The organism is Glycomyces sp. NPDC049804 (genome assembly GCF_040674615.1).
Taxonomy (GTDB): domain Bacteria; phylum Actinomycetota; class Actinomycetes; order Mycobacteriales; family Micromonosporaceae; genus Glycomyces; species Glycomyces niveus.
On sequence record NZ_JBFAMQ010000008.1, the window covers coordinates 166931 to 180690 of the forward strand.

Sequence of the window (13760 nt, forward strand, 5' to 3'; positions counted from 1 at the left end):
GATGGACCTTTCATTCCTGGGGAGGAAAATATGGGGGACGAGGTGACCGGCACTGCCCTGCGCCAATGGGACCACCCCGCGTACACGGCGCGACTCCAGGCGGGCCGCACGGCCCTCGCGCAGCTCCTGGCCGACCGGCGACTCGACCGGGACCGGCCCATGACGGGCCTCGAACTGGAGCTCGACCTCGTTGCGCCGACGGGGGATCCGGCGTTCGCGAACGACGCGGTGCTGGAGCACCTGCACACCTCGGGCGAAGAGGACGCCCTCTACGGCGCTCAACACGAGTTGGGCGCCTTCAACATCGAGCTGAACCTGCCGCCCCGCCTGCTCGACGGGGCCGGGATCTCCTGGTACGAGAGCGATCTGGCGGCGGTCCTGTCGGAGGTGCGGGAGGCCGGGGACAAGGCCGGAGTGCGCGTCTGTCCTATCGGGACGATGCCCACCCTGTTCACCGACCACATGAGCGTCGACGCCCTGTCGCGGACGCGGCGGTACCGGATCCTCAACGACGAGATCATGGCCCAGCGCGGCGAGCCCCTGCGGATCGACATCCAGGGGGCGGAGTCGGTGGACTTCACGTCCTCGTCGATCGCGCCGGAGGCGGCGAACACGTCCGTGCAGTTCCACCTGCAGGTGTCCCCTGAGGACTTCGCGCGGTACTGGAACGCCGCGCAGGCGATCGCGGGCGTGCAGGTGGCGATGGGCGCGAACTCGCCGTACCTGTTCGGGCGGCAGCTGTGGGCCGAGACGCGGGTGATCCTGTTCGAGCAGGGCACCGACACGCGGCGGGCGAACCAGCGGGAGTCGGGCGCGAGGCCGCGGGCGTGGTTCGGCGAGCGGTGGATCGACGGGGTGCTGGAGCTGTTCGATGAGAACTACCGGCATTTCGCGCCGCTTTTACCGCTGTGCGACGAGGAGGACCCGCTCGCGGTGACCGCGGCCGGCGGCGTCCCGTCGCTCCAGGAGCTGCGGTACCACAACGGGACCGTGTACCGGTGGAACCGGCCGGTGTACGACGTGCACTCGGGGCGCCCGCATGTGCGGGTGGAGAACCGGGTGGTCGCGGCGGGGCCGACGGCCGTGGACATCTGCGCGAACATGGCGCTGTTCTACGGCCTGGTCGGGTACTACGCGAACGCGCCGGTCCCGTTGAGCGAGCGGATGGACTTCGCGCAGGCCGCGGCGAACTTCCGTTCGGCGGCGCGGCACGGCATCCAGGCCGACCAGTGGTGGCCGGGCCGCGGGCTCGTGCCGGCGCGGGCGCTGGTCCTGGAGGAGCTGCTGCCCGCGGCGGCCGAGGGGCTGGCGGCGATGGGCGTGGTCAGCCGCGACGTCAGCCGCTATCTCGGGGTGATCGAGGCGCGGTGCCGCCGGGGCGTGAACGGCGCGACCTGGCAGGTCGCGCGCGTGCAGGTGGCCGAGCACCGGCAGCGGCTGGAGCGGCGCGACGCGCTGCGGGCCATGGTGCTCGACTACGCGGCCCGCTCGGCCGACGGGCGGCCGGTGCACGACTGGGAAGTGTGAGCGTGCGTTCGTGGCGAACGGCGGAGGCCGGGACCGTGGCGGTCCCGGCCTTTGCCGTGGGGTGGCGGGCGGCTGCGCCGCTTGCGCGGGCGCGCCCGCGTGAGGGCGTAGGGCGTGCCCCCTTCCCACCCGCATCCGCCTCCTGCCAACCGAAGCAATGCGATGACCCGCATGGGTCCGGCACCGCCTTGAATGTGAGGAAGTGCAGGAACGGCGGCCGGGGCTCGTCGGAGCTCAGGCGGGGTCGTCGGGGTTCGGCTCGTCTGAGCCGAGCTTGCGGCGGGTTCGGGCGGTCTTGCGGGGGCGGCGCTTGGGCTTCGCCTCGGTCGCCGCCTCGGCCTGTTCGGTCGCCGTCTCGGGCTCGGCGGTGAGGGTCGCGCCGGGTTCGACGGGCTTGAGTTCCTGGACCCAGTCGAGTTCGGGGTCGGGGCCTTCGGCGGGGAGGTCCTTCGTGTCGCCCTTGCGGGTGTCGCCGTAGGCGGAGGCGGGTTCGGGGACGGTCCAGCCGGGGGCGGTCTCGACCAGTCCGGTCGGGGCCTCGCGGGGCTCCGGGACCGGGGGCGCGCTGTTCTGGGGAGCGTCGTCGAGCTGGCCGCCGGACTTCGGGAGGGCGCAGACGATGAGGGAGCCGAGGAGGCCGGCGATCGCCGCGTACGGGCCGACGAGGATCACCGACATCGAGTCGGCGCTGTCGACCGGGGACGGCCCGGCGTAGAAGTGGGCCACGGTGACGATGAGCGGCCCGGCGATGCCGGAGGCCGCCGCGATCCGGTAGCCGGAGCTGGAGATCGGGCCGCGGCGCGCCAGGATCGCGACCACCACGCCGATGAGCGCGGAGCCGGTGACGAACGGGACCGAGATCGCGAAGCCGCGCATGCCGAGGAACGTGTCCGGGCCGACCCACGAGCCCCACACGGCGAGCTCGGCGACCGGCGAGACGGGCTCGCCGACCTCCACGAACACGGCGAGGACCGCGAGCAGCCACACCAGGGCCACCGAAGCGCCCACGTTGACCGCGACCGAGCGGGAGCTGAGGCCGATGAGCGCGAGCGCGAAGCCGACCGCCGCGCCGAGTCCGGCGGCGACGAGGGGCTCGGTGGGGAAGCTCGTGAAGGCCGCGCCGCGCTCGGCCGAGAGGGAGACGAGCGGGCCGACCGCGAAGGCGCCGACGGCGCTCGCGAGGACGGCGGTGACGCGGACGGCGGGGCCGAGGCGGGCGGCGGCACGCGAGCCGATCGCGCCCGAGGCGAGGCCGCCGACGACGCCGGAGGCGGCCGAGAACCACGCGACCCAGGCGAGGTTCGCGTTGGAGCGGTAGTCGAGCACCGGCTCGGCGGCGCCGGGGGCGGCGTCCGCCCAGGAGAGGAGTCCGAAGCCGTAGGCCAGCCCGAGCTGCGCGAGCGCGGCGAGCGCCGCGACCGCGAACCCGGCGCCGACGGTCTTCGCGGCGTATCTAGGTGACATACGTCGCACCGTACTGCGTGTACGCAATGGAGTCTCGTACGGGCGATCGCGTGAGGTCGCGGGCCTGGTGGACGATGGACCACAGCGTCCATTCGGGCCGCAGAGGGTCGCCGGTGGGACTTATGCCCCGAAAACGAGCCGCGGCTCGCGCGGTCCCGGCCGTCCCACAAGGGTCTCGTCGGCCGTGCTCACGCGTCCTGCCGGGCGTCCGAGCACCCAGGGCGCACGCGCGGGCGGCCGACGGCCCGGGGAGTCCGTCTCACAGGTGAGGAAACAGGGGGTGCCCAGCTCAGAGAGCCCGGCTATGCTCGGGGCATCAAGGCCACCTGCCCGGTCGCCGTGCGAGATCATGCCGATCAGCGAGGAGCATTGCATGTCCGACGCCTACGAGGCCCTCACCGCGTCGCTCGCGGCCGTCGACCCCGAGATCGAGAAGGCCATCGAAGCCGAAGGGCGCCGCGAGTCGGAGAAGATCCGCCTCATCGCGTCCGAGAACTACGTCTCCCAGGCGGTCATGGAGGCGACCGGGTCGATTCTGACCAACAAGTACTCCGAGGGGTACGCCGGGAAGCGCTACTACGAGGGCCAGCAGTTCATCGACGTCGTCGAGCAGCTGGCGATCGACCGGGCGAAGTCCCTCTTCGGGGCCGACCACGCGAACGTCCAGCCGTACTCCGGGTCCCCCGCCAACCTGGCCGTCTACATGGCGTTCCTCAACCCGGGCGACAAGGTCCTCGGCATGGGGCTGCCCGCGGGCGGTCACCTGACCCACGGCGCGAAGGTCTCGGCCACGGGCAAGTGGTTCGACGCCGTCCAGTACGGGGTCCGCCGCGAGACCGGCCGCATCGACCTCGACGAGGTCGCCGAGATCGCGCGCCGCGAGCGCCCGAAGATGATCATCTGCGGCGGGACCGCGATCCCCCGCACCGTCGACTTCGCGGGCTTCAAGGCCATCGCGGACGAGGTCGGCGCGGTGCTCATGGCCGACATCGCCCACATCGCGGGCCTCGTCGCGGGCGGGGCGCACCCGACCCCGGTCGGGCTCGCCGACGTCGTCACCACGACCACGCACAAGACCCTGCGCGGCCCGCGCGGCGCGATGATCCTCACCAACGAGGAGCACGCGAAGGCCATCGACAAGGCGGTCTTCCCGGGCCTCCAGGGCGGCCCGCACAACCACACCACCGCGGCCATCGCCGTGGCGCTGCGGGAGGCCGCGAAGGACTCCTTCAAGGACTACGCGGCGCAGATCGTGAAGAACGCGAAGGCGCTCGCGACGGGCCTGTCCGCGCGCGGCTTCGACCTGGTCTCGGGCGGCACCGACAACCACCTGATCCTGGTCGACCTCACCAGCAAGGACATCCCCGGCAAGCCGGCGGCGAAGGCCCTGGACGCGGCGGGCATCGAGCTGAACTTCAACTCGGTCCCGTTCGACCAGCGCAAGCCGTTCGACCCGTCGGGCCTGCGCATCGGCACCGCCTCGGTGACGACCCGCGGCATGACCGAGGGCGACATGGACCTCATCGCGGGCTGGATCGACCGGGCCGTGTCCGCCGCGAAGGACGGCAAGGACAACGAGCTCGACGTGATCGCGGGCGAGATCCGCGAGCACACGAAGGCGTTCCCCATTCCGGGATGGAACAAATAAGGCCGAGTCCGGCCTGGAAGGCCTGGCCTTCCGAGCGAATCCATTCGCGGCACTGCCGCCGCAGGGCCCCCGACCGCAACGGTCGGGGGCCCTGTTCGCTGTGGACTCGGTTACCCCTCGCAAGAATTCACGGATTCGCCTGCAACAGCACGGGACCCGACGGGCGTCTAACTCATACCCACATCCCCCTGGCCGGGATCGCCCCTGACCACGGCGCCACGGCCGATCCACAAAGGAACCCGTACATGTCATCGCCACACCTCAGGACCACCGGTCGGCGCGCGCTCGTCGGCCTCGGCGCCGCCGCGCTCGGCGCCGGCGTCTTCGCGGCCCCCGCCGCCGCCCAGACCCCCGAAGTCGAAGCGACCTTCGTCGAGGACTACTCGCCGGTCACCGTCGGCGAGGACCTCAAGCTCGCCGTCGCCCAGATCGTCTTCTCCGAGGCGTTCCCCGCCGGGCACGAACTCACCGCGACGATCACCTTCGACGCCCCCGAGGGCACCTTCACCCTCGACAACGACGACGACGCCGACTGCGCCGCGCTCTCGGACACCGTCGTCGAATGCCAGGCCGACGCGGCCGAGAGCGTCGCCTTCGACTACCTGTACGCGCCCGTCCTCGAGGCCGAGCCGCGCGACTACGACTACACCGTCGAGTTCAAGGTCGACGGCGCGACGGTCGCCACGGTCGACGACGTCATCGAGGTCAGCGCGCACTCGGTCGAGCCGTTCCTCTACGGCCAGGACCAGATCGACATCGACCCGGGCGGCAGCCACGAGACCGGCCCGGACTTCATGCAGACCGAGGCGCTGCCGGGCGACACCGTGGCCCTGGCCTACGCCGTCGCCGAGCCCTCCTACATCCTCACGGGCACGGCCGAGGCGACCGCCCCGTACGAGAACTGCGTCGACGGCTACTGGGGCGACGACGGCGGCGTCACCTGCATCGTCACCGACTACGAGGACATTCCGGGCGCCGTGTTCGCGCCCGACTCCCCCTTCACGTTCTCGGTCGGCGAGAACGTGCCCGGGCCGCTCGAGATCTGCGGCTGCACCTTCGAGGTGCGCGCCCTCGACGCCGCGACCCTCGAGTCCGAGTACGGCGACGTCGACACCGAGAACGGCGACCAGCTCGGCTTCGAACTCGTCTCCGAGGGCGGCGACCCCGAGCACTTCGACTCGACCGGCTACATCGACATCCGCACCGGCGAGAACCCGTTCAACCTGTCCGTCGCCGCCGTGAACGCCAAGGGCGCCAAGGACGCCCAGGTCACCCTCACCGTCCCGGTGAAGAACCTCGGCCCGGCCGACGCGATCAACGTCTTCGACGGCCCCGGCTCCTACGGGCTCATCGGCGCGCTGCCGAAGGGCCTCGAGCTCGTCAAGATCGACGGCGACGGCGACGAGATCTCCTGCTTCGAGCCCGACGACCCGATGATCGAGCAGTCCTTCCCGCAGGTCGACCCGGCCAAGACCGACTTCGTCTGCATCTTCTCCAGCCTCGGCGAAGGCGAGTCGTTCGACTTCAAGTTCACGGTGAAGATCACCGACGCGACCGCGAACGCCAAGGGCACGCTCGAGGTCGCCGCGATCGACAACGACGGCTACCCGGGCATCGCCGACGCCGACACGAAGAACAACAAGGCCGACATCACCGTCAACGGCAGCGGCAGCGGCAACGGCTCCACCACGCCGAAGCTGCCGAAGACCGGCGTCTCGCTCGGCATGATCATCGGCGCCGCGGCGCTGGTGCTCGTGGCCGGCGTGGTCATGTTCGCCCTCACCTCGCGCCGCCGCAAGGCGGGCGCCGAGGTCTAGTACCCGGCGATCACGAAGGGGGCGTTCGGCTTCGGCCGGGCGCCCCCTTCGCCGTACGCCCGGTGACGAGAAGGTGAACAAAAGGCGCAACCGGGCGCGGGGCCGCGGCGTTGAACAGATGAGCACCATCACCCGAGCGAGCTCGACTGCCTCGGCACCACCGCAAAGGAACCCCCATGGCACTGCTCCAACTCCGGCGCGCAGGAACGCGCACGGCGGCCGTCCTCGGCGCGGCCGCACTCGGCGCCGGGGCGTTCGCGGCCCCGGCTGCCGCCGCACCCGAGCCGATCGAGACGTTCCTCGGCTTCGAAGGCCCGTTCCATGCCGAGGAGGACCCGCGCCTCCAAGGCTTCGAGGCCTACTTCGGCGACGACTTCACCCCCGGCGCGCACACCCTCACCCTGACGCTCGCGATCGACATCGCCGACGACGCGTTCCGGTTCTCAGGCGGCGACATCGGCGAACGCTGCGAGGTGAACGCGGGGCACACCGAGGTCGTGTGCGTCCAGGAGGCGTCCGCCTACCCCGGCTTCCGGTTCGAGTTCGACGTGGCAGTGCCCGACGCGGCGCACGTCGGCACCCACCCGTACACCGTGGACCTCGCCGTGGACGGCGAAGTGGTCCACAGCGAGGCGAAGCACGTCGAGATCGCCCCGCCGGGCAGCGACGACCCCCTCTCGCCGTACCGGTACGGCGACGTCGAGCTCGACGGGGTCGAGCCGGGCTCCACCGTCGCAGTGCAGCCCGAGTTCCTGCAGGAGGACCCGATCGCCGAGGACGCCGCGGCGGTGATGGCGACCTTCGACCACTCGCGCTACTACGGCGCCGGCGCCCTCGACGACTACGACAACTGCATCGCCGACGACTACGACCTCACCTGCTTCGTCACCGACTTCCCCGACGACCCGGGGGCGGTCTTCACTCCCGCCGCGCCGGTCGAGTACGAGGTGAGCCCGAACGCCCCCGGACCGGCCGACATCTGCGCCTGCGCGTACCGCCTCCAGGTCATCGACGCCGAAACGCTCGCGATCCTGACCGACGGCCTCTCCTGGGACCCGGACTCCGACGAGCTGTTCGCGCTGCGCGAGGTACTGGAGCCCGAATCCGAGTTCGGCGACCTCACCCGGGGCCGCATCGCGATCGAGACGGTCGCGAACCCCTTCGACCTGGCCGTCGATGATGCGAATGCCAAGGGCCGCAACGGCGACGAGGTGACCTTGACCGTTCCGGTCGGCAACGAGGGTCCGGCCGACGCCTATTCGTTCTACGACGCGTCGGGTTCGTTCGCGCTGGCCGTGACGCTGCCGAAGGGCCTGGAGCTGCTGACGATCGCGACCGACGAGGCCTCCCCGTGGAGCTGCTCGGTTTCGGACGGCGTCTCGTACCCCTACCCCGAGCTCGGGCTGGGCCAGCTCGACTTCGTGTGCTTCTTCGTCGCGCTTCCCGCCGGTGAGGAACTCGACCTCTCCTTCACCGTGAAGATCACCGACGCGGACTCGGACGACAAGGGCACGATGCAGGTCCTCGCTCTGGAGCGCGACGGGTATCCCGGTGTCGCCGACGCGGACGCGACGAACGACAAGGCCGAGATCACCGTCAACGGCAGCGGCTCCGGGCAGCTGCCGACGACCGGCGTCTCGCTCGGCATGATCATCGGCGCCGCGGCGCTGGTGCTCGTGGCCGGCGTGGTGCTGTTCGCCCTCTCGTCGCGACGCCGCAAGGCGGGCGCTGAGGAGTAGGCGGGAACGCCTGGAGCGCAAGAAGACCAGGGTCCCGGCTTCGGCCGGGACCCTGTCGCGTGCCGGGCGGGTCCGCGTCGCGTTCGCGCGCGGGGCGGTTCGCGGACCGGTCCCGGGGAGGGGATGGGCAGTGGCGCCGGAGAGCGCCGGGACGCCGGAGGCGGGCCCCGCCTTTCGGCCGGGCCCGCCTCCGGGAGAGCGAAACGCGCCCGGCTCTTGGGAGAAAGCCGCAGCGCGTCGCGTTCTGGTGATTTGAGTTGTTGCAGTCTTCGGTCGGCGCCTTGTGGGCGGCGGGCCTCAGGCCTTAGCGGGCCAGGCCGGCGAGGGCGCGGCCCTCGACGCGGTCGGCCGCGCGGCGCAGGACGCCGGCGGTCGAGAGGCGGACCTTCTCCGGGCGGGTGACGCCGAAAGCGTAAGGCTTGTCGGCACGCCCGTCGTCAACGACCGGGGCGTTCGGCAGGGCCGAGTTGGCAACGGTGTTGGCGGCGTCGACTGCGAGGAATGCTCCTACGAACTCGTACATGATGATTCCTTCCCGGCAGGGTGAGCCGGATTGTGGATCTTTCTTGGGGAACCGCTCGTCGATGACGCCATTGTCGACGGCGGGAATCCGGTGCGATCGCGGTGGACCGCCTCCGGGCCGGGGCTGCACCATTTATGGTTCGCAAGCTTCACCATGGCTAGAGCGGTTGCGGGTTCACCGTCCCGCTCCTGCTTCCCTCGGCTTCATCATCAATGCTAAGACGTGCTTGCTCGGTAAATCCAGGGATTTCGCGTGGGTCACAGGTGTCCCGCAACACTGTCCACAATGAGCTTAGTTACCGTTTGGTTATCGAATTTCAGAGGCGGTCGCGGGAAGCGTGACGGTACTCTGTCCGGATGCGGGACTTGGGAGTTCGCGTCGGGCATTGGACCGGCGAGCACACCGGCTGCACGGTGCTGCTGTTCGAGAAGGCCACGACCGCTTCGGGCGAGGTGCGGGGCGGGGCCCCCGCCAGCCGCGAGATCGAACTGCTCGACCCGCTGCGCGCGAACACCGGAATCGACGCGGTGCTGCTCACCGGCGGCTCGGCGTTCGGCCTGGCCGCGGCGGACGGGGTGATGCAGTGGCTGGCCGAGCAGGGCCGCGGCGTGATCACGCCGGGCGGGCCGGTGCCGATCGTGCCGACGCTCGGGCTCTTCGACCTCGACGGCTCGGGCGCGGTTCCCGCTGCGGCCCAAGGATACGAAGCGTGCGACGCCGCGATGGCGCCGTTCGAGCCGGCGCTGGACGGCCCGATCGGCGCGGGCCGGGGCGCGACCGTCGGGCAGTGGCGGGGCGTGACACTGCCTTCGGGACTGCGCACCGCGACCGTGCGGGCCGGAAACGTGGCGGTGAGCGCGCTCGCGGCGGTGAACGCCTTCGGCGAGCCGGGACCGCTGGACCGGGACCTGCTGCGGCCCGAGGGGTTCGCGACGGGCACGTTCGGGCGCAACACCACGATCGGCGTCGTGGTGACGAACGCCCGGCTCGACAAGGTCGAATGCGCCCTGGTCGCGCAAGGCGCGCACGACGGCCTCGCGAAGGCGATCAGCCCGGTGCACACGCGGATGGACGGCGACGCGTTCGTGGCGGCCTCGACCGGGAGCCTCGAGGCCTCGGTCGACGTCGTGCGGGCGCTCGCGGTCGAGGCGGTCGCAGAGGCGATCGGCGAAGCGCTCTGAGCGGAAGCACGTGAACGGAGCGTCCGGGAGCGTCTTCGCAAATCGGGCCCCAGGGGACCCCCGATTCCAGGCTACGGGGCGGGTCCGACAGTGATCGGCCGCGGCGAAACGCGAGCGGCGGGTCTTCGCAAATCGGGCGTTCGCAGGCGCCCCCGGTTTCGAAGGTACGTGGCGGGTCCGACAGTGCTCGCTCGGGCGTGTCGGCGTCCGGATCACTTAAGCTGCAGCACATGAGACGTCTTCGCGCCGCCGTGCTGGTACTGCCGCTGGTGCTGCCGCTGGTGCTCGCCGGGTGCGTGCAGGGTTCCGGGTTCGACCCCGAGGCGCCCGAGAGCAGCGCCGCCGAGCAGGAGACCGGTGCGGCCCCGCAACCTTCGAGCTGGATCTACCAGCTCTCCGGGTACGAGGACGACTCGCTCGACGCGCTCGTGGCCGCCCCCCATGAGGCCGCCGTCATCGACCTCGCCCGCGACGGCGGGGAAGACTACTTCAGCGCCGACGAGATCGCCGCCCTCAAGGACTCCGGCAAGACCGTCTACGCCTACTTCACCATGGGCTCCATCGAGACCTACCGCCCCGAACACCCGGCCGTCGCCGAGACCGACATGGTCCTCAACCAGTGGGGCGACTGGCCCGACGAGTACTTCGTCAAGTACTGGGACCAGCGCTGGTGGGACCTCGTCATGCGGCCCCGCCTCGACCAGGCCGCCGCGGCCGGGTTCGACGGCGTGTACCTCGACGTGCCGAACGCCTACGAGGAGATCGACCTCGCGCTCGTCCCCGGCGAGACCCGGGAGTCGTTGGCGCAGAAGATGGTCGACCTCGTCATCGCCGCCGCCGACCACGCCGGGGACGACCTTCGGATCCTCGTCCAGAACTCCCCCGAGCTGCGCGAGTTCCCCGGCTACATCGACGCCATCGACGGGATCGGCATCGAAGAGCTGTTCTTCCTCAACGAGGACGAGCCCTGCGCCGAGGACTGGTGCGCCGAGAACCTCGACGACACGCGCGCGATCCGCGACGCCGGGAAGACGATCCTCGCCGTCGACTACGCCTCCGAACCCGAGCACGTCGCCGAAGCCTGCGAGCGGTACGCGGCCGAAGGGTTCGCCGGAGCCGTCGCCGGCGTCGACCTCGACGCGGTCTACGCGCCGTGCCCCTGACCGGAGCGGGGCGCCATTAAGGCGTTCCCCTCCCAGAAGTTCTTGCGCGAGCGCTTCATCTGGTACATCGCCTGGTCGGCCGCCCACAGCGTCTGCGACGGATTGCCGCCCGCCGCCAGGCGCGCCCAGCCGATCGAGACGTCGACCGGGGTGCCGGGCACCGAGTACTCCCAGTTCTCGCTCGAGACCGCGACCCGGATGCGCTGCGAGACCGCGTCCGCGTCGTACTCGGTCGCGCCCGGCAGCACCAGGATGAACTCGTCGCCTCCCGTGCGCGCCAACAGGTCCCCGGTGCGCACCACGCTCGACAGGAGCGCCGCGACCCGCTGCAGGATCGTGTCCCCCGCCTGGTGGCCGTGGGTGTCGTTGACGGCCTTGAAGCCGTCGAGGTCGAGCACCGCGATCATGCCGTCGCCGTCCACGTCAGACAGGAACTCGTCGAGGCGGCGCCGGTTCGGCAGGCCCGTCAGGTCGTCGGTGTTCGCCCGGTCCGCCCAGCCCGCGACGGCGCGGCGCAGCTGGTCCCGGTCCACCAGGGCGCCCGCCGAATCGAGGTAGATCGTGTGGAACTCGTTGATCTGCTTGTAGAGCGCGTACGTCGTCGCGTGCGCCGCGAGGATCGACGCCGCGTGGTCGCCCTTCGCCACCAGCGCCAGCGAACGCAGGTGCTGCGGCTCCATCACGCCGAGCGTCTCGTCCCCTATCTCGCGCGCGTCAAGCACCTCCAGGGCCTCCAGGCCGCGCGCCTGCGCGATGAGGCGGGACGCGCGCGCGAGGATCCGCAGGTCCATCGCCTCCACCGATGACGTCTCCTCCGGCAGCAGGTGCTCGACCGTCCAGTTCTCGCCCACCCCGAGGAGGCTGACGCGCGCCAGCGCGTAGTGGATCCACTCGATCTCGCGCGTGTCGAGCTCGTGCAGGCTCGGCTTGACGCGGCGGAGCTCCTTGAGCAGCAGGTAGTTGCAGGCCCGGGCGTCGCCGGTGTAGTAGCGCAGGAGGGCGTCCCGGACCCGGACCTCGACGCCCTCCACTGAGGAGCGGCCGACGCCGGTGGCCTCGGCGAGGGTGTGGCACTCGTCGAGGGCCTGGGAGGCCTGCTGCTGGTAGCCGCAGTTGGAGAGGATCACGGCGAGGTCGTACCAGGCGTCGACGGCGGCCTGGCTCTCCTCGGCCATCGTCTGGAGCGCGCGGCGGGAGAGGACCAGCTGCTCGGCGGTGAGGCCGAGGGCCTTGATGTAGTGGTGGTAGTACCAGGCGGCGAGGGCGTGGTACTTGCCGGTGAGGCGGGCGTCCTGGCAGCGGGAGACGGCGGCGCCGGCCTGGTCGATGGTGCCGGGGATCTTGTCGGTCGCGCGCTGCGAGATCTGGCCCTGGAGGATGAACAGCCACGCCTGGGCGCGCTGGTGCACGGTGTCGGAGTTGTAGACGATCCAGGTGGCCTCCGCGACGGCCTCGGCGACCTGGCCGGACCGCATGAGGGCACGCAGACGCCGATACTGATCGGCATAATCACGCGCAGACGTGATCCCCCTCCGTGGCGTCACGCGCTCTATCCTGCCACCGCGGAGCCGATATATCCAGTGGCGCACGTCGTGGCCGGTATTCACCTTGGGTCCTCGAAGAGTCAAGTGCCCGAACCGTTTTCCTCCCTATGCCGGGCGCGGCGCATACAGTGTGAGCAGTGCCCGAAATGGAAGGATGGTGGGCTTTGCTCCCTCGGAGTCCGTACAGTGTCAGACCGTGCACCGCCTGCGGCGAACCGCTGCAGGCGACCCCCGGCGCGACGGTGCTCGCGTGCCGCTCCTGCGGGACCGAGCTCTACGGCCGCCCGGACACGCGCCGGCTCCAGGACCCCGACTGGATCGCGTTGCCGCCCAAGGCGAAGATGCGGTACGCGGACGACACCCCGGAGGCGCTGACGGCGCCCGAGGCGATCGTGCCGTTCCGAATCCGCCGGGCCACGGCGAAGCGCATCCTGCGACGCTGGGCACGGCGGCCCTGGTACACGCCGCGCGACTTCCGCCGGATCGCCGAGTCGGAGTCGTTCCGGGGCGCGTACCTGCCGTTCTGGGTGTGGCGGGCGCGCACGCGGTCGCGGTACAAGGCCGCGCGCGGGGAGTACCAGTGGTCGCAGGGCGGCGGCGGACGGGTGCGGGGCGTCAAGTGGTTCCCGGCGGCGGGCGCGGTGGACCGGGACTTCGCGGCGGTGCCGATACCGGCGACGGTGCGGCTGGAGGGGACGGCGCTGGCGGAGCTGGCGCGGGACTGGTCGCTCGACGACGCGGTGGCGTTCGATCCGGGGATGCTCGACGGGTACTGGACGCAGGGGTACGAGCTGGGGCCCGAGGTGGGGCTGGAGCTGGCGAAGGCGCGGATGGCGGCCGAGGTCGAGCGGGAGGTGCGGGCGCGGGTGGGCGGGGACGAGCAGCATGTGCCGAGCATCGAGACGGTGTACGCGGAGCTGGGGTACCGGCTGGTGCTGCTGCCGGTGTGGCTGGTGTCGTACGGGCACCGGGGGCGGCGGCGGATGGTCGCGGTGCACGGCGAGAGCGGCCGGGTGGTGGGCGAGCGGCCGTGCAGCGCGGTGCGGCTGGCTTTCGCCACCGCGCTCATGCTGGGTGTGGCCGGGGCCATACAGTATTTCGGCTTTTAGTCCCTTTCATCCACTGCGGCAGGGCTGCCGGGCGGTGGACGAAAC

General features: G+C 71.1%; 10 protein-coding genes. 7 read left to right on the top strand and 3 right to left on the bottom strand.

Going from position 1 to position 13760, the window contains the following annotated elements; genetic code table 11:
• Positions 1–42 precede the first annotated feature (42 nt).
• Complete coding sequence (locus tag AB0K52_RS15455; RefSeq protein ID WP_363531911.1) at positions 43–1527, top strand: glutamate--cysteine ligase; 1485 nt, start codon at positions 43–45, stop codon at positions 1525–1527.
• Positions 1528–1761: 234 nt separating this feature from the next.
• On the opposite strand, the gene AB0K52_RS15460 is transcribed toward AB0K52_RS15455, so the two are convergent.
• On the bottom strand, positions 1762–2991 hold the full coding sequence (locus tag AB0K52_RS15460) for a hypothetical protein (protein WP_363531914.1): 1230 nt from the start codon (positions 2989–2991) through the stop codon (positions 1762–1764).
• 373 nt (positions 2992–3364) lie between these two features.
• On the opposite strand from AB0K52_RS15460, the gene glyA reads away from it, so the two are divergent.
• From glyA to AB0K52_RS15475, 3 genes are all read left to right on the top strand, one after another.
• Positions 3365–4639: a serine hydroxymethyltransferase gene (gene glyA / locus AB0K52_RS15465; protein WP_363531916.1), complete on the top strand. Its 1275-nt coding sequence runs from the start codon at positions 3365–3367 to the stop codon at positions 4637–4639.
• A 245-nt stretch (positions 4640–4884) separates the two neighbouring features.
• A complete protein-coding gene (locus AB0K52_RS15470; protein ID WP_363531919.1) occupies positions 4885–6456 on the top strand; it encodes an LPXTG cell wall anchor domain-containing protein in 1572 nt (523 codons plus the stop codon).
• 176 nt (positions 6457–6632) lie between these two features.
• Positions 6633–8195: a hypothetical protein gene (locus AB0K52_RS15475; RefSeq protein ID WP_363531922.1), complete on the top strand. Its 1563-nt coding sequence runs from the start codon at positions 6633–6635 to the stop codon at positions 8193–8195.
• 304 nt (positions 8196–8499) lie between these two features.
• Here the strand turns inward: AB0K52_RS15475 and AB0K52_RS15480 are convergent, their stop codons facing one another.
• Complete coding sequence (locus AB0K52_RS15480; protein WP_208498944.1) at positions 8500–8718, bottom strand: hypothetical protein; 219 nt, start codon at positions 8716–8718, stop codon at positions 8500–8502.
• Positions 8719–9074: 356 nt separating this feature from the next.
• On the opposite strand from AB0K52_RS15480, the gene AB0K52_RS15485 reads away from it, so the two are divergent.
• Together AB0K52_RS15485 and AB0K52_RS15490 are read left to right on the top strand one after the other, a co-directional pair.
• The gene (locus AB0K52_RS15485) at positions 9075–9899 is read left to right on the top strand and encodes a P1 family peptidase (RefSeq protein ID WP_363531925.1); all 825 of its coding nucleotides are present in this window, start codon (positions 9075–9077) and stop codon (positions 9897–9899) included.
• Between the two features lie 230 nt (positions 9900–10129).
• On the top strand, positions 10130–11062 hold the full coding sequence (locus AB0K52_RS15490) for an endo alpha-1,4 polygalactosaminidase (RefSeq protein WP_363531928.1): 933 nt from the start codon (positions 10130–10132) through the stop codon (positions 11060–11062).
• On the opposite strand, the gene AB0K52_RS15495 is transcribed toward AB0K52_RS15490, so the two are convergent.
• The gene (locus tag AB0K52_RS15495; protein WP_363531931.1) at positions 11044–12537 is read right to left on the bottom strand and encodes a GGDEF domain-containing protein; all 1494 of its coding nucleotides are present in this window, start codon (positions 12535–12537) and stop codon (positions 11044–11046) included. The genes AB0K52_RS15490 and AB0K52_RS15495 overlap by 19 nt on opposite strands.
• Before the next feature lie 233 nt (positions 12538–12770).
• Between AB0K52_RS15495 and AB0K52_RS15500 the strand changes: the two genes are divergently transcribed.
• Positions 12771–13715 (top strand): hypothetical protein, encoded by a 945-nt coding sequence (locus tag AB0K52_RS15500; protein ID WP_363531934.1) that lies wholly within the window; start codon positions 12771–12773, stop codon positions 13713–13715.
• The last annotated feature ends 45 nt before the right edge of the window (positions 13716–13760 follow it).